Source organism: Effusibacillus pohliae DSM 22757, assembly GCF_000376225.1.
Lineage (GTDB): Bacteria > Bacillota > Bacilli > Tumebacillales > Effusibacillaceae > Effusibacillus > Effusibacillus pohliae.
The window spans coordinates 1-16,015 of the sequence record NZ_AQXL01000085.1; the positions used below are offsets into that span (position 1 = coordinate 1).

Sequence of the window (16,015 nt, forward strand, 5' to 3'; positions counted from 1 at the left end):
AGAGATTCAGCAATATCCCCGGAAAGATGGTTGATCTTGACTCCCCCGCAATCATCTGCCATAATGTGAATAGAAGCATTGTCCTCAGCATATAATAAAAACGACCGCAGGTGCTGCAACACCCACGGTCGGTACAATAGTCGCCCACAAAGGGGCCGGCTCTTTATGGCGGAAGTAAGTCACCCTGTCACGCCAATGCACAAGGGTGGCTTACTTGTTTTTATTGGAGGACAGTATCGTGGCAACTAGAAGCCCGAATGCAATCATCAGGGACAGCGCCTCATATACCTTGACGTTCTCCCCAGCCCTAAAGGGCGGGGATTCTTTCTCGCTTATCGCGAGCTACGCGGGTGCGCAGGTGCGGATGCCACCGCACACCCGTGGGGGACGCCATCGCCCCAACTACTGGGCCTTGGCCCAGATACTTGCGCCGGATGTTGACCGCCCCGACGCCATCTCGGTGAAAACGGAACCCGCAGACCAAACAGGTATACTGACGCCCTCGGGGCTTGTGCCGACTCCCACATCGCGGGCATTCCTGGGAGGTGTACGCCTCGTCCTGGAGAACCACTCGCATCCCAAGCCGTTCGGCTTTGTAGGTGATCAGCCAGCGAACCTTCCCTGTGACCATCTGGTGAATCCGCTGGTTAGCCGCAGTCCCGTAATCCACCCGCTTCCGCAAATCCCGCACATCGCCAATCACCACCGTCTGCACGCCTCTCTCGTGGAGCGTGGAGACCAAAGCGGTGGTCTGCTTGTGCAGGATGTCCCAGATCTGATTCTCAAGTTTTCGCAACTGTTTTTTCTTGCTTCGTTGGAGCTTGCGCCAGCGGCGTGACCCTTTCCGCATCCGCGACTGCTTCGCGGCGAGGCGGGCTTTGAGTTTGTTCTGATACTGCCGTTTGGCCCGAAGTTCCCGCCCGTTGTAAATCGTCGTCCGCTCGCCGTCGTGGGCCACGGCCAGATGGACCTCGCCCAGGTCCGCTCCGGCTGTGCCTCCCTCCGTAACAGGTTCTACCACAGGCCGGGAGTACACAGCCCGCAGTTCATAGGCCGTGCCCGTCCAACCCAGTTCGACCAAAACAGGAGCTTCCCAAGGCCACGGCACGACCAGCGGAGCATTCCCGAGCCCGTTGGAGAGAATGAGCCTTCCTTCCCGGATCCGGATCGCGGACGATTTCCACTGGACCCGGTAGTAGCGCCGCCGACGGTGCGGCGGTTTGGCCTGCGGATCTGTCTTCCGGCGCTTGCGCCAGGATTTGAGGGCGGCGTAGAAACTTTGCACCACCGCATCCGCGCTGTGGGCATGGAGATGGTTCGACGTGTGCCACCGCATCATCGACGACGGCTTGAGCCAGATGCCTCGTTTGCGAACGGTACGCCAAAAATCTACGACCACAGCGGAATACAGTTCGCCTGCCACGCGCGCCAAATCATCGAGTTGTGGAGTGGGGGCCAAGCGCAGCCGCCGCACCTCATACCGATTTTTGGTTTTCGATGTACTGTTTGATGACAGCAAGCGGCGCACCCCCAACGGTGGAGACAAAATAGGAGTTGGTCCACAACGACGGCAACCGGCTCCTGAGCCACGGAAATTCTTGGCGCAGGATTCTCGACGACCGACCTTTCATCTGTTTGACCAATCGGTGGATGCCAAACTGCGGATCTACTTCCACAAGCAAGTGTACGTGGTCCGGCATGACCTCCATTTCGATGATTTCAGCACGGCGTTCATCCGCTATGGCTCGGAGAATCTCCTTAAGCCTTTGATCTACACCGCCCACCAGAACCTTTCGGCGATACTTCGGGCACCAGACAACGTGGTATTTGCATGAATACACAACGTTTCGGTTGGATTTGTATTCCATGAGACTATTATACACCACGAATGTATCTAATTGAGAGTGCAAGGTTTGGCCGCCTTATCCCCAAGGCTGAAGCCCGGGGCTTGCGGCGGCCGGGTTTTGGTCATGGCCTCACCCCCTTTCATAGGGGATCGGCCGGCCACCCTTGCGAGCCGATTCTATTGCACAGGGATATTATACCAGTCGTCAGTGCCGATCTACAATCCAAATTATTCTCCCTCCCCTGATACAGGGAGGGGGTTTTTTATGCTGCCAATCTTGTATATCGAAGACAATCGCATATTCGATATCGCTGGCCAAGCCTATGCCGTTTTTAAAGTGGCCTCAGAACCGTATGCCTTCCAGCCGACTCATATCAAGCAGCACGTCATCGGCCGGGTGACGCGGGGACTCATGAGCCTGTTCGGGGACCTGTGGATCTTCCTGCTGACCAAACAGTGGTCGCCGACGGTTCAATAACCCGGTGTGGCGGGGAGCATCAGCAGGAGGTCAGCGAGTATCTGCGGTACTACCTGCCCTTTCACCGGGTCAACCTGATCGTCGTACCGCTGAATCGCCAGCGGGTGACCCTCAATCTCACGAGCGAGAATTGGCGGGATTGGCTCCGGTAAGCGGCTGCCGGCGTGTTGGATGTGAAGAACCGTTTGTTGATGGGGCAGGAGGTTGTATCATTATAAAAGGGTGGAGGAACTACTATGCCGTGATTGACCCCGGTGCAACCAATCGGTTTCTGAGCAAGATCGACTGGTATATTCGCAGGCGTTTGGAGATTTTCTGGAATAAGAAGCATAATCGCCGGAAAACACGTTATGTTGACTTCTATCACATGCTTACTCCAGATGGGCTTGAAAACCGCCACTTCATGGAAAGTACGTACTGCCCAAAGTGAAGAAAGTCGGAAAGCCGTATGCGGGAAAACCGCACGTACGGTTTGATGAGAAGGGGCTGGTAACCCCAGCCCTTTACTCTACTCCAGGAACGTTACCTCTCTTCCAAACGTGCTTCGGAGCGCAGAAGGCGGATTTTCATGACGCGTCACGCACGCACTCACTTGTTCGGGCTCTCCCGTTGCTCCGGTACCCACGCGGGCAGTGCGCAGAGGGGGCCGACCAAACACAGACACGAGCTTTACAGCCCAGGAAATTGTGCGGCACGCCCTCTGCTCTGCTCTGCGCTTCGCTTCCGCCACCACCTGCTTCCTTGGTAGAGGAATTCGCCTGTAAGAGTACCTCGTCCCTCCCCTGGATCGCCCGGTGGGGGCTTCACTTCGATCATACCAACACAGACGAACAACATTTTTTAGATTATTCTATTGACTTATTTGACTCGATCGATTATTCTTACACTATATAGTGATAATATATTATCGTATATTGATAAAAAGGAGGTAGCTATGAGAGAGATCCGGGCAGCTCGAGGAGGTGTCCTCCGTTGTAAAGGTTGGCGGCAAGAAGGATTACTCAGAATGTTGGAAAATGTGTTAGAAAACGGGGAAAATCCCGAGCAGTTGGTCGTCTATGCGGCTTTAGGCAAAGCGGCGAGAAACTGGGAATCCTATCATGCTATCGTCGATTGCCTTAAAAAACTTGAAGAGAATGAAACATTGGTGGTTCAATCCGGAAAACCGATCGGCATCCTGCAAACCCATGCTTCCGCTCCGCTGGTCATTATGGCGAATTGCAACTTGGTGGGCAAATGGGCCACAAGCGAAAACTTTTACGCCTTGCAGGAAAAAGGATTGATTATGTGGGGAGGATTGACTGCAGGCGCCTGGCAATATATCGGTTCCCAAGGCGTCATACAAGGGACCTACGAGATTTTTTCGGCGATTGCCAGGAAACACTTTCACGGTGATTTATCGGGTCGCTTCATTTTAACTGCCGGATTGGGTGGAATGGGAGGGGCCCAACCTCTTGCCGGGGTGATGGCCAATGCAGCCATTCTCTGCGTGGAAGTCGATGAGTCCAGAATCGACAAGCGTATTCAAGTCGGCTATTTACAAAAGAAAACCTCTTCACTGGATGAAGCCCTTGCGTGGATTGAAGAGGCAAAAGCAAAAAAACAAAGCGTGTCGGTCGGATTGGTTGGTAATGCAGCAACGATCTACCCGAAAATTTTGCAACGGGGAATCATTCCGGACATCGTGACAGACCAAACCTCTGCCCATGATTTGCTGTACGGGTATATCCCTGAGGGCTATAGCATGAAGGATGTAGGAGAAGCCCGTGTGCAGTGCCCGGAAAAACTGATAGCTGATGCGAGAGCTTCTATTGCCAAGGAAGTGCAAGCCATGCTGGCTTTCAAGCGGAGGGGAGCCGTTGTGTTTGACAACGGAAACAACATCCGGACACAGGCGTATCAGCATGGGGTGTCTGACGCCTTTGAGATCGACATCTTTACAGAAGCGTTTCTCCGCCCGCTGTTTTGCCGGGCGATTGGTCCGTTTCGCTGGGTCGCATTGTCGGGAAACCCGGAGGACATTCATAAAATTGATCAATTTATTCTGCGAGAGTTTGCGGATAACGAGATTGCTACTAATTGGATACGGTTAGCCAATCAATATATACCGTTTGAAGGCTTGCCAGCTCGGATCGGATGGTTTGGGCATGGTGACCGCACAAGATTGGCGCTTGCCGTCAATCGGATGGTGCGAGACGGAACGCTGTCTGGTCCAATTGCATTTTCCAGAGATCATCTGGATGCAGGCGCGATGACTCATCCGAACATCATGACGGAGCGAATGCGTGACGGAAGCGATGCGATCGCAGATTGGCCTTTGTTAAATGCGATGCTGAATTGTTCTTCTATGGCGGATCTGGTCGCAATCCACTCCGGCGGAGGAGGATATACCGGCTATATGACAAGCGCTGGCGTGACCGTGGTGGCCGATGGTACGGCGGCGGCCGATGAGCGCTTGCGGCTGTCCATCACCAACGACACTTCTCTCGGTGTGATGCGCTATGCGGACGCAGGCTACAGTGAGGCATTGGATGAAGTGGAGAAAAAGGCACTAGCATACATCCCCCTTAAAACGGACTAAAGAGTTTGACATGAAAAGGGGAAGTGAGGAGGCAAAAAGATGCGTGAATTAACCATGGATGATGTGAAGGCAGCAGTCAAGGGAGGTTCTGTGTATGCTGCGGGTGGAGGGGGATGGCCGGATCATGGATTGGAAATCGGGAGTGCAGCGATCACAATCGGCAAACCGAAACTGGCGTCTGTCGATGAACTGCCGGATGATGCGATCATCGTGACTGCCACTGCAATTGGGGCACCGGCAGGAAGAGATTGGGAGATGAGAGGGCGCGATTACATCAGGGCTGTCGAGTTATTGATGGAAAATTTTGATGGTAAAGTGGTAGGAGTGATGACGCCGCAAAACGGGATGTCAAGTACCATTAACGGCTGGTTGCCGGCAGCCGCGCTGGATTTGGTGGTTGTGGATGCAACGGGCGATATGCGTGCACATCCGACAGGAAAAATGGGTTCGATGGGACTGGCTGCTCGACTTGACTTTCAAACGATCCAGGTGGTCGTAGGGGGCAGGCGCGACACCGGTTCGTACTTGGAGTTAGTGGTCAAGGGGACTCCGGCCAAAACGTCCACCATTTTACGAACAGCGTCGGATATGTCGGGCGGTTTCATCGCGTGTGCCAGACATCCGCTTCCGATACACTATATCAGGCAGCATGCCGCAATTGGAGGTGTTTCGAAAGCGATTGAGTTGGGAAAGGCGATCCTCGAAGTGGAATACAAAGGTCCCGAAGCGGTGATGCGTGCGATCTGCGAAAAAACGAACGGGCAAATTCTCGCCTGCGGCAAAGTGATCCACAATGATGTTATGTATTCAGGAGCGTTTGATATAGGGAAAATCGTGCTGGATGTTTCCGGAACTCCCCTGACCCTGCACGTAATGAATGAATACATGGCGGTGGACGACGCTCATGGGAAACGTCTTACAACGTATCCGGATGTGATTACCACATTGTCGGTGAAGACAGGTGAACCGGTTCGTGTGGGAGACATTCAGTTGGGAATGGAACTGGCTGTTTTCTCGATCAGCAAAAAATATATTCCGTTGAGCTCCAGCGTACGTGACGCTACCGTATATCCGGAAGTGGAGCGGGCACTTGGGATTTCTATCGCCGAATACGCATTGAACCCGGATTGCTGACTCCGAACAGAGGAATGGAGGTAACGGATGGAACTGATACACCAGGCACTGCAATATATTTTGGAAAATCAAGATCGCTTTCTGGACGCGGTGATGGTCCATGCCAGATTGAGCGCGTTTGCTTTGCTTGTCAGTATCTTGCTTTGTGTTCCTTTAGGGATTTTTTGTGCGAAAAATCCAAAAATTGAAACATCTGTGATGAACATTGTCAATTCCTTGCGAGTGGTGCCGAGTTTGGCAATCCTCGTGATCGTGTTGCCGTTTTTGGGCACGGGATTTACCCCGGCGCTGGTGGCGCTCACCGTGCTGGCGTGTCCTCCTGTTTTAATCAACACGTTTCTTGGGTTTCGCAGCCTCAGCCCTGCTGTGTTGGAGGTCGCTGTCGGTATGGGAATGGAGAAACACCAAATTTTAACGAAGGTCGAATTTCCCTTAGCGTTGCCATTCGTCATTGCCGGTGTTCGTACCGCGGCGGTTGAGGTGATCGCCAGCGCTACATTGGCGGCGTTTATTGGGGGAGGGGGGTTGGGTACATTTATTGTCAACGGTCTGGGAATGTACGATTTTTCCTTGTTGTTGGTGGGTGCCATTCCTGTTGCAACATTGGCTATTCTTTCGGAAGCTTGTTTTGCCGGAGTTGAACGCTGGATAACGATGTATCAGCGAGATTAGATCGAGGGGGTTACAATATGTACAAAAATGTTTTTGCCAAGCTTACCGTTTTCCTGATGATTGCCTCCATGCTTCTGACCGCTTGCAGTTCCAAAAGTGAGGATTCGGGAGTGGGCCCACAAGCAAAGAAACCAACAGTGCGAATCGGTTCGAAGAATTTCACTGAGTCGCTGATTTTGGGAGAAATGTACGCGCTGGCCCTGGAAAACGCCGGATACAAAGTCGAGAGAAAACTGAATCTGGGCGGAACATTGGTAGCCCACGAGGCTCTGAGAAGCGGGGATATCGATATGTATCCTGAATATACGGGAACGGGACTGATCGATATCTTGAAGCTGCCTCCAAAATCCGATCCGCAGGAAGTATACGACACGGTTTCCAAAAACTACAAAGAAAAGTTTAACCTGATCTGGCTGAAACCGACCCAGGCGAACGATTCGCAAGGGCTGGTCACAACGAAGAAGGTAGCGGAAAAATACAATTTGTACACCGTATCGCAACTTGCTCAATTGGCGCCTCAGTTGCGAATGGCGGCGGTACCGGAGTTTGAACAACGGGAAGACGGTTTAAAAGGGTTGAAAAAATTTTACGGCGGATTTAATTTCAAGAGTATGAAACTCTACGATTTTGGCGTAAAATACCGCGTTTTGTTGAACGATGAAGCGGATGTTACCGTTGGGTTTACGACAGACGGGGATTTGACCAATCCGGATCTGGTCTTGCTGCAAGATGACAAAAAATTCTGGCCCCCTTACTATGTCGCGCCGGTTGTTCGGTCGGACCTCCTGCAGAAAGATCCGGGAATTGAAAAGGTGTTGAACGAAGTATCCTCCAAGATTGACAGTAAAAAGATGCAACAACTGAATGCCGAAGTGGATATCAAAAAACGTGAATATACGGAAATCGCAAAAGAGTTTCTGCAAAAAGAAGGGATCCTGAAGTAACCAGCAGGCGGATTCGGCTTCGAACTGCGAAGCCGGATCCGCTTTCAAAGGAGGCACGCAGAGAGTGGTTCGGTACGCCATTTCGTTCGATCAAGTCACGAAAACATTTCCGAAAGCTGCTCGTCCCGCCGTCTACGAAACCAACTTACAGATTGAGGAAGGCAGCTTTGTCACCATCCTGGGCGCTTCCGGTTGTGGAAAAACGACGCTTTTGAAGATGGTGAACCGTATCTATGAACCTTCCTCCGGCAGGATATTTGTCATGGGGAAAGATATCAGCAAGGTGTCTGTGACCGAATTGCGCCGAAAAATCGGTTATGTGATCCAGCAAGTAGGGTTGTTTCCGCATATGACTGTCGAGGAAAATATCGCGACGGTGCCGAAAATCCTGAAGTGGGACGAGAAAAAGATTAAAGAGCGAATCGAGTTTCTACTTGAACTGGTGCATCTGCCGCCGCGTGACTTTTGCAAACGCTATCCCAGACAATTGTCGGGTGGACAACAGCAACGGGTGGGTTTGGCCAGGGCGATGGCGGGGGATCCGGCCATCATGCTGATGGATGAGCCGTTTGGTGCGATTGACAGCATTACACGCTCCAGCCTGCAGGAGGAAATGATTCACATTCAGAAGAATTTGCACAAAACCATTTTGTTTGTTACCCATGACGTGGAAGAGGCGATCAAACTGGGGAACAAAGTCATCGTCATGAACGAAGGGAAAATCCAACAATATGACACGCCTCTGAATATCATTTTGAATCCGGCAAATGAATTCGTCAGCCGTCTGGTTCATTCGGAAGACGTGACCCAGCGCCTAAGTCTGATGAAAGTCGAGACCGTTATGGCACCGATAAAAGGGGACATCCATCCCAAAGAAAAACGCGTTTCGAAGGATGAAAACTTGAAAACAGTACTTAACTTGATCCTTCGAAGTGAGGTGGATTCGGTAATTGTGGAAGATGACCAGCAAACGCCGATCGGGCGGATCACGTTGGCACAGTTAAAGATTCAGGACGAAGCGGTCAAATGCATATCCGCTTCCTAGCTCCAACGGAGGGCCAAATGTTTGACTATCTGATCAGGTATCATGACCGGATTCTCGAATTGTTTGTTCAGCATGTGGTACTCACTTTTTCGTCGGTTGGAATCGCGCTGCTGTTTGCCTTGCCCCTCGGGGTGATTCTCTGGCGGATAAAATGGTTATCGGTACCGGTTCTTTCCGTGTTAGGAACCGTCTATTCGATTCCCAGTATGGCTTTGTTTGCGATCCTGATACCGCTGGTCGGACTTGGACAAAAACCTGCGATTATTGCCTTGGTGGCATACAGCCAACTGATTTTGGTACGGAATGTGATGGTCGGTTTCCAATCGGTTGATCCTGCTGTGCTTGAAGCAGGCAGGGGAATGGGACTCAATCCGTTTCAACTGTTCTGGAAAATTCAACTTCCGCTCGCACTGCCCGCCATCCTCGGAGGAATTCGAATCGCTACCATTTCGGTGATCGGGATCGGAACGGTGGCGGCTTGGGTGAATGCCGGCGGGCTGGGTGTGATCCTGTTTGAAGGATTGTATCAAAACTCCACACCAAAAATTGTCTGGGGCACTCTGTTCGTTTCCGGTTTGGCGATCGTATTGAATCAATTATTGATGTGGCTGGAAAGGCGTTCCTTGTTAAAAGCCAGGGGAGAACTTGCGTAGGGGATGACAGGAGGGAGCACACATGCAGCAAGCAAAAACGCTGGTGATAGACGGTACTTCTTTAACAATGAAGCAGATTTCCGACTTTATTGAAAGTCCGGACATCCCCATTGTCCTAGCACCGGAAGCCCGCGAGAAAGTGGCTCGGGCACGACGGCAGATAGAGAAGTGGCTGGCTGAGGAACGGAAAATTATTTACGGCATCACCACAGGGTTGGGAAAATTAAAGGACCACTTAGTGGAGGAAAAAGATCAAGAGATTTTCCAGCGGAAAATCCTGTATTCGCATGCGATCGGCCTGGGCCCTACGTTTCCCGACGAGGTGGTGAGATTGGCCATGTTATTGCGGGCGAACGTGCTCAGCCGGGGGCATTCCGGAGTCAGGCCCGAACTGATAGAAAGAATCTTGACGTTTCTCAACCATGGTGTGTACCCCTTATTGCCGCAAGTGGGTTCACTCGGTGTGGGCGACCTGCAGCCGATGGCCCATCTTGGTCTTTGCTTGGCAGGTATGCAGGAAGGAACTGTTCGATACAGGGGTGAACAAGGGCCTGCCACGGAGATGCTGGGAAAAGCGGGTATTTCTCCCGTCCATTTTTCGTTCGCCGCCAGGGAAGCTCTGGCTCTGATGAGCGGCAGCACCGTGTTATTGGCTGCTTCGATCCACGCTCTGATGCAGGCCAAAAAACTTGTTGCGCATTCCGATATGGCTCTGTCATTAAGTCTGGAAGCGATGCGGGGGGAACTGGCGGCCTACGATCCAAGGATCCATGCGGCAAGAGGGATCCCTGGCCAACAACAGTCAGCTAGGAACGTACTAGCGATGCTGGATGGGAGCCAATGGACAACTGAAAAGGGACGCAAGCGGCTTGGGGAGCGGTTTCCGAGGGTGCAGGATGCTGTAAGTTTGCGTTCCTCTCCGCAAGTTCACGGCGGTATAAAAGATGTTTTACACTATATTGAGACGGTTTTGGAAAGAGAGTTAAACGCATCGACTGACAATCCGCTGTTGATTCCCTGTGACGACGGGTATCAGAGTTTGAGCGGCGGAAATTTTCACGGCGGTCTCCTAGCGTATGCAATGGATTTTTTGGGTATTGTACTGACAGATTTGGCCGTTTTGTCCGAAAGGAGGTCCGCCCGTTTGCTTGACCCAGCCATGAGCTACGGCCTTCCGGCAAATTTGGTGGCTGACGGTATTGGGCTGAACACCGGGTTAGCCCTGCTGCAGGCGAATGCGGTGGCTCTCGTAGCGGAAATGAGAGTGCTGGCGGCGCCGGCCAGCATCGGTTCAATCCCGGCAAAAGGGAACCAGGAAGACCACAACAGTATGGGGATGGGCTCGGTGCGCAAAGTCTTGCAGATGCTGGATCACGCCAGGAAGGTGATCGCTATCGAACTGCTTTGCGCTGCACAAGCGATCGATTTGCTCGTAGATAAAATGAAGGGGTTGTCACTGGGCAAGGGTACTGCACTGTTGCATCGTCTGATCCGGGAATCGATCCCACCCGTTCTGGAAGATCGCTATATGGTAAAAGATGTAGAACGAATGATCGAACTGTTGGAAGGCGATGAACTGCTGGATCAAATCAGTCGAGTGTGCGCTCTCGCGGTTGACTGATGGAGGAGGTTGAAATGAACGGGACACAAACACTTGCGCGTGCCTTAGACATTTTGTTCGTGCTGGCAGAAGCGGATATGACACTATCCGTGAGCGATATCAGCGAAAAAGTTTCGATCCCCGAGAGTACCACCTATCGTTTGCTCCAGACGTTGGAACAAAACGGGATTATCGAGCGCAAAAGCAAAGGTCAAATCGGTCTTGGCATGCGAATTTTGGAACTGGCCAGGAGTCTGCAGCATCAGATCGATCGAGAATTGCATACGATCGCCCGTCCGATTATGGAAAAACTGACGGAAAAAACGTCTGAAACTTCGATTTTGGCCGTCCGGGCCGGATTAAACGTGACTTGCATTCAAATGGTGGAAAGCAGAAGAATGATTCGTTTTGTCATTGAAACCGGGCGAACATTGCCTTTGCATCTCGGGGCAACGGGGAAGGCGATTCTGGCCTTTGAAAGCAGAAAAGTAATCGAACAGGTGGTGCAATCGCTGTCTGAGGAAGAGAAGCAACACTTGCTGGAGGAACTCCGGCAGGTAAGGGAGATGGGATACTGTAACACGGTCGGGGAAGTCGACCCGGACATTTTTGGAGCAGCGGCTCCGATCTTTGACGAGTATGATCGGGTGGTGGCCAGTGTCACGGTTGCGGGTCCCGCCGCAAGATTGGCGGGAGACAGGAAACGGGCGGTCATTCAGGAAGTGGTGCAAGCGGCGGATGACATATCTGCCCAACTGCAACAAATCGCTCCTATCAAAAACTTGCAAACAGAGAGGTGAACACATGTGAAGCCTCATCCTGCAGAAACAATGTATGATTTGGTGATCAAGGGAAATGCGGTTTTACCGGATCAGGTGTTGTACGATGCGGTTTTGGCAGTAACCAACGGGAAAATTGCCGGCGTTTTTTCAAAAGACGAAACGGTAACGGGCAAGGAAATGGTGGATGCGACGGGACAATATATACTGCCCGGTGCAATTGATGCGCACGTGCATTGCTATAGTTCCCTTGCGGAAGGATTTACGAAAGCCAGTCAGGCCGCCGCCGCCGGTGGAGTGACTACCATCATCGAAATGCCCTACGACGCTTCGGGCATGATTTGCACCGAGGAAGCCTTTTATGAAAAATTGAATCGTTTACAAAATCAATCGATCGTCGATGTGGCGTTGTTGGCTACCATCAAAAAAGAAGGAGGGTTGGATGAGATTCCGCGATTGGCAAAAGCGGGGGCATGCGGTTTTAAAGTTTCCATGTTCAATACCGACCCTGTCCGGTTTCCGCGGATCGACGACGGACACTTGTTCGAGGCATTTTCTATAATTGCGGAAACGGGTTGTCCGGTCGGGGTACATGCCGAAGTGGACGAGATCGTCAGACGGAATCTCATAAGGTTTCGGGATATGGGAGCCAAAGACCCTCGGGTACACTGTTGGAGTCGACCGAAAGTGGCCGAGTCGGCCGCAGCTCTAACCGTAATGGAACTGGCTTACTGGACGGGTGTTAAGGCGCATCTGTATCATACCACGGTTCCGCGCATCTTTGAGTTTGTTGAGTATTATCGCTCGCAAGGGGCTCGCATTACTGCCGAAACGTGCACACATTATCTGACTTTGCATGAGGAGGACATGCTTCGCCTTCACGCGAAGGGAAAAATCAATCCGCCTTTGCGGTCAGCGGAAGATGTCAAACAACTGTGGAGTCTGGTTGCCCACGGCTCAGTCGACATTATTACGTCCGATCATGCTCCGTGGACGATGGATAAAAAATCGCACGAAGATATATTTCAAAATGCTTCCGGGGCACCGGGAGTGGAAACGCTATTGCCGATTCTGTTCAGTGAAGGGGTGGCCAAGGGCAGAATCACCATCCTTGATCTGGTGCGTCTGCTGTCTGAAAAACCCGCATCCATTTTCGGCTTGGACTACTGCAAAGGAAAAATCGCAGAGGGTATGGACGCCGATCTTGTGATTCTGGATCCCAACCAAAGCTACATCTTGCAGGAGGAAAATTTGCACTCCAGTGCGGGATGGAGCCCTTATCACGGTTGGCGCGTGAAAGGAAAGATTAGTAGCACATTTCTGCGTGGAAGACAAATTTTTGGTGAAGGAATCTTGGGATTTCCAGGATACGGCCGGTTCGTTCCGGCAAAACATCTTTGACCATGACAGTGGGGCGAGCGGTGATGGGAGATTTTCATTTATTTCCGATTGAAGAAAGGGTACGGCGTGATCTTGAAACGATGTCCTCATTTGTGGACAAAACAAAACCGGGTTGGACCCGCAGGCCGTTCACAACTTGGTATGAACAGGCGCGAAATTGGCTGAAGAAGGAAATGATCCAGTGCGGATTGGAAGTAACAGTGGATGCGGCGTCGAATCTGATTGGGAGACTGCCTGGTAAAGATCCCTTGTTACCGCCGATTATGGTTGGCTCCCATACGGATACTGTAACAGGTGGTGGCCGGTTTGACGGGATCATCGGTGTGTTGGCTGGTTTGGAAATTGTCCGTCGCATCAAGGAAACAGATACTGAAATGCGACATTCTTTTGAAATTGTGGATTTTACGGCAGAAGAGCCGACCGAATTCGGCATTTCCACTGTGGGCAGCAGAGGAATGGTCAACAATTTACCGGTAGAAATGCTGGAAAGAAAGGATGCTGCAGGGCGTGTTCTAAAAGAGTGCCTGGAAATGGCGGGCGGGTGCCCGGATGAGATTCCCAAACGTGCGAGAAAAAAAGGAGATGTGGCCTTATATCTGGAGTTGCATATTGAACAGGGGCCAATTTTAGAACAGACGAATCACAAACTAGGTGTGGTCACGGGAATTGTTGGGATTCACCGGTATCGTGTAGTTGTCGAAGGAAAACCGAATCACGCCGGCACCACACCTATGGATATGCGGTACGATGCTCTCGCTGGAGCTTCTGAAATGGTGATGGCATTGGAACATCTTTGCAAAGAACATTTTTCTGAACCGCTGGTCGGTACGGTCGGAAAATTGACGGTCGAACCGAACGCATCCAATGTGATCCCGGGACGAGTGGTATTTGAAATGGAGGTGCGGTCGATCGAAGTCACGCTCATTGAGCGAGTGGCCAAATCATTTATGCAAAAAGCGCGGGATATCGCATTCCGGAGAGGATTGTCCGTTACGTTTGATCTGCTTTCCCGTTCGGAGGCAATCCGTATATCTCCAGAAGTGCAACAAATTATCCAGCAGGCGTGTCTTGCAACAACCGCCGCAACCATCCGTTTGCCAAGTGGTGCAGGCCATGATGCGAATCAAATTGCCAGGATCGCTCCGATCGGCATGATATTTGTGCCGAGCAAGGACGGAAGAAGTCATTGTCCGGAAGAGTGGACCGACTACAAAGACGTTGCCCTGGGTATTGAAGCTTTGGCACGGGCTGTTCTACAATTTGATCGTATGGTCTGATTTATAACGTGGCAGAGAAACCATCTTGTAAACTTTTGTCACCGCCGGATTATAATTGACCCAGGATCGCCGAAATAAAAATGACCCACCCCAGTCGAAATATACCCTCTGAATTACCAACCAAAGTGACTCGGAGGGAAAACATCTATGTTAGGAAGTGGGCTTGTGATTACCTTACAAAAAGATTGGCGGCGATGAGGTTCAGCGGCATGTAGCCGACCTCGTTTACGATCAATAATGATTAAGGATTTTCAGAATCTGAGTTATTCTATAAAAAAGACAAAGCTTGGTCCTCAGATCTATCAAGAAACGGAAGAGTTATTGAGGGATCTATTTAAAGTCCTTTTTGGTGAAAAATTTATTGAGGAAATTACGGAAAAAATACACAAATTGATCGATCGGCACACTTTTCTATGAATCTTTTCTCCCCTTCACCTCATTTAGAAAGGGGGGTTTTTTGTATGCTACCGATTCTTTACATCGAAGACAACCGAATATTTGATGTCACGGGTCAAGCCTACGCCGTGTTCAGGGTGCAATCGGAACCGTATGCCTTCCAGCCGCCCCACATCAAGCAGCAGGTCATCGATCGGGTGACACGGGGAATCATGAACCTGGCCGGAGAGTTTTGGATTTTTCTTCTCGCTAGGCAATGGTCAGTGGATGACATCGTACGGGATCTGGGGCGGCGATCCAGAAATCCCGTCTGGCAGGAACACCAGAAGGAAGTACAGGACTATCTGCGGTACTACCTGCCCTTTCATCGGGTCAACCTGATCGTCGTACCGCTGAACCGTCAGCGCATAACCATTGACCTGACGATGGAGAATTGGAAGGATTGGTTTCGGCAGGCTGCCACTGGTGTTTTGGATGTGAAGAACCGTTTTCTGACGGGCCAGGACGTATTGTCCGAAGACCGCCTCGAAGCAGCGCGTAAGACGACGGAAGAATGGATCGCGAAACTGGCCCCGATGGCGCGTTTGGAAAAAGCATCGCTGGGAGACATCGAGTGGTGGCTTCGGAAGCCCTATTTCCGTGGTCTGTCGGAGCCAAAAGGCACTTTGCCCGATCCGCTCCCGGTGCAGGTGATCACCCGCGGGGGGAAGTGCTGGCTGAGGCCGAGCCGATCCGCGTATCTGGCGCTTTCCGATGTGCGGATCATCGAACGTCCGACCCAACTGATCGTCGAACACCCGGATGATACAAGGTCTTATCAAACCTTTTTTGCAACGGTTGGAGTTCCCCAGCCGATCCCTGAGGATCAACCCACCGGGTTTGAGTGGCTGTATGGGGTGCTTGAAAACACCCCCTTCCCAGTGGACGTCGCGTTGCATGTGCGGGTAGAAGCGGCGCACGAGGCCATGGAACACCTCCGAAAAAAGAAAAAGACGGCCGAGGCGCAATACCGGGAGTGGGTGGAAAACGACGAAGATGTGCCTTTGGAGCTGGAGGAAGACATGGCCACCGTCGCGTCGCTGGAGCGGAAACTTCGTTCAAGACAGCCATTGGTACACATGGCGACCGTTTTTGCTTTGGGGGCGCCGGATGCTTCCGAACTTCGGCACCGAACGGAACAGTTTCAGCAGATCGCCGGAGTCTATCACA

The 16,015-nt window shown here is 51.6% G+C and carries 15 protein-coding genes and 1 pseudogene; 13 read left to right on the top strand and 3 right to left on the bottom strand.

The annotated features are described in order from the left end of the window. Window positions 1-210: 210 nt before the first annotated feature. The 3 genes from C230_RS23800 to tnpA are packed head-to-tail and all read right to left on the bottom strand — an operon-like array spanning window position 211 to window position 1,868. Window positions 211-336 (bottom strand): putative holin-like toxin, encoded by a 126-nt coding sequence (locus tag C230_RS23800; RefSeq protein ID WP_407635568.1) that lies wholly within the window; start codon window positions 334-336, stop codon window positions 211-213. Then, complete coding sequence (locus C230_RS0102530) at window positions 308-1,528, bottom strand: RNA-guided endonuclease InsQ/TnpB family protein (RefSeq protein WP_245533952.1); 1,221 nt, start codon at window positions 1,526-1,528, stop codon at window positions 308-310. Before C230_RS0102530 ends, C230_RS23800 begins: the two co-directional genes overlap by 29 nt. After that, entirely contained in the window at window positions 1,476-1,868 is a 393-nt protein-coding gene (gene tnpA / locus C230_RS0102535; RefSeq protein ID WP_040392712.1) for an IS200/IS605 family transposase, read from the bottom strand. The genes C230_RS0102530 and tnpA overlap by 53 nt, the downstream gene beginning before the upstream one ends. 243 nt (window positions 1,869-2,111) lie before the next feature. Between tnpA and C230_RS0102540 the strand changes: the two genes are divergently transcribed. The 13 genes and pseudogenes from C230_RS0102540 to C230_RS0102605 all read left to right on the top strand — a co-directional run. Continuing rightward, entirely contained in the window at window positions 2,112-2,324 is a 213-nt protein-coding gene (locus tag C230_RS0102540; RefSeq protein ID WP_018130483.1) for a hypothetical protein, read from the top strand. A gap of 4 nt (window positions 2,325-2,328) precedes the next feature. Further along, window positions 2,329-2,754, top strand: a complete 426-nt coding sequence (locus C230_RS23805) for a group II intron maturase-specific domain-containing protein (RefSeq protein ID WP_083910423.1) — start codon at window positions 2,329-2,331, stop codon at window positions 2,752-2,754. Between the two features lie 504 nt (window positions 2,755-3,258). Continuing rightward, the gene (locus C230_RS0102550) at window positions 3,259-4,905 is read left to right on the top strand and encodes a urocanate hydratase (RefSeq protein ID WP_026174093.1); all 1,647 of its coding nucleotides are present in this window, start codon (window positions 3,259-3,261) and stop codon (window positions 4,903-4,905) included. A 39-nt stretch (window positions 4,906-4,944) separates the two neighbouring features. Then, window positions 4,945-6,039 carry a DUF917 domain-containing protein gene (locus C230_RS0102555; RefSeq protein ID WP_018130486.1) on the top strand — a complete coding sequence of 365 codons (1,095 nt, stop codon included), beginning with the start codon at window positions 4,945-4,947 and terminating at the stop codon, window positions 6,037-6,039. Window positions 6,040-6,066: 27 nt separating this feature from the next. Further along, complete coding sequence (locus C230_RS0102560) at window positions 6,067-6,711, top strand: ABC transporter permease (RefSeq protein WP_018130487.1); 645 nt, start codon at window positions 6,067-6,069, stop codon at window positions 6,709-6,711. A 17-nt stretch (window positions 6,712-6,728) separates the two neighbouring features. Further along, window positions 6,729-7,655: an ABC transporter substrate-binding protein gene (locus C230_RS0102565; protein WP_018130488.1), complete on the top strand. Its 927-nt coding sequence runs from the start codon at window positions 6,729-6,731 to the stop codon at window positions 7,653-7,655. Window positions 7,656-7,719: 64 nt separating this feature from the next. Further along, window positions 7,720-8,700 carry an ABC transporter ATP-binding protein gene (locus C230_RS0102570; RefSeq protein WP_018130489.1) on the top strand — a complete coding sequence of 327 codons (981 nt, stop codon included), beginning with the start codon at window positions 7,720-7,722 and terminating at the stop codon, window positions 8,698-8,700. A gap of 17 nt (window positions 8,701-8,717) precedes the next feature. Continuing rightward, a complete protein-coding gene (locus C230_RS0102575) occupies window positions 8,718-9,353 on the top strand; it encodes an ABC transporter permease (protein ID WP_018130490.1) in 636 nt (211 codons plus the stop codon). Window positions 9,354-9,375: 22 nt separating this feature from the next. Then, window positions 9,376-10,974: an HAL/PAL/TAL family ammonia-lyase gene (locus tag C230_RS19190; RefSeq protein WP_018130491.1), complete on the top strand. Its 1,599-nt coding sequence runs from the start codon at window positions 9,376-9,378 to the stop codon at window positions 10,972-10,974. Window positions 10,975-10,988: 14 nt separating this feature from the next. After that, window positions 10,989-11,753 carry an IclR family transcriptional regulator gene (locus C230_RS0102585; protein WP_018130492.1) on the top strand — a complete coding sequence of 255 codons (765 nt, stop codon included), beginning with the start codon at window positions 10,989-10,991 and terminating at the stop codon, window positions 11,751-11,753. A gap of 30 nt (window positions 11,754-11,783) precedes the next feature. Further along, window positions 11,784-13,133, top strand: coding sequence for a dihydroorotase (locus C230_RS0102590; protein ID WP_018130493.1), 1,350 nt, complete (start codon window positions 11,784-11,786; stop codon window positions 13,131-13,133). A 23-nt stretch (window positions 13,134-13,156) separates the two neighbouring features. Then, window positions 13,157-14,410, top strand: a complete 1,254-nt coding sequence (locus tag C230_RS0102595) for a Zn-dependent hydrolase (protein ID WP_018130494.1) — start codon at window positions 13,157-13,159, stop codon at window positions 14,408-14,410. Between the two features lie 461 nt (window positions 14,411-14,871). After that, a pseudogene (locus tag C230_RS0102605) lies at window positions 14,872-16,015 on the top strand (ATP-binding protein); the annotation flags it as partial.

Excerpts from the sequence above, each read along its gene's own strand:
- tnpA (WP_040392712.1), bottom strand. The coding sequence starts at position 1,868 with ATGGAATACAAATCCAACCGAAACGTTGTGTATTCATGCAAATACCAC.
- C230_RS0102540 (WP_018130483.1), top strand. The coding sequence starts at position 2,112 with ATGCTGCCAATCTTGTATATCGAAGACAATCGCATATTCGATATCGCT.
- C230_RS0102550 (WP_026174093.1), top strand. The coding sequence starts at position 3,259 with ATGAGAGAGATCCGGGCAGCTCGAGGAGGTGTCCTCCGTTGTAAAGGT.
- C230_RS0102555 (WP_018130486.1), top strand. The coding sequence starts at position 4,945 with ATGCGTGAATTAACCATGGATGATGTGAAGGCAGCAGTCAAGGGAGGT.
- C230_RS0102560 (WP_018130487.1), top strand. The coding sequence starts at position 6,067 with ATGGAACTGATACACCAGGCACTGCAATATATTTTGGAAAATCAAGAT.
- C230_RS0102565 (WP_018130488.1), top strand. The coding sequence starts at position 6,729 with ATGTACAAAAATGTTTTTGCCAAGCTTACCGTTTTCCTGATGATTGCC.
- C230_RS0102575 (WP_018130490.1), top strand. The coding sequence starts at position 8,718 with ATGTTTGACTATCTGATCAGGTATCATGACCGGATTCTCGAATTGTTT.
- C230_RS19190 (WP_018130491.1), top strand. The coding sequence starts at position 9,376 with ATGCAGCAAGCAAAAACGCTGGTGATAGACGGTACTTCTTTAACAATG.
- C230_RS0102585 (WP_018130492.1), top strand. The coding sequence starts at position 10,989 with ATGAACGGGACACAAACACTTGCGCGTGCCTTAGACATTTTGTTCGTG.
- C230_RS0102590 (WP_018130493.1), top strand. The coding sequence starts at position 11,784 with ATGTATGATTTGGTGATCAAGGGAAATGCGGTTTTACCGGATCAGGTG.
- C230_RS0102595 (WP_018130494.1), top strand. The coding sequence starts at position 13,157 with ATGGGAGATTTTCATTTATTTCCGATTGAAGAAAGGGTACGGCGTGAT.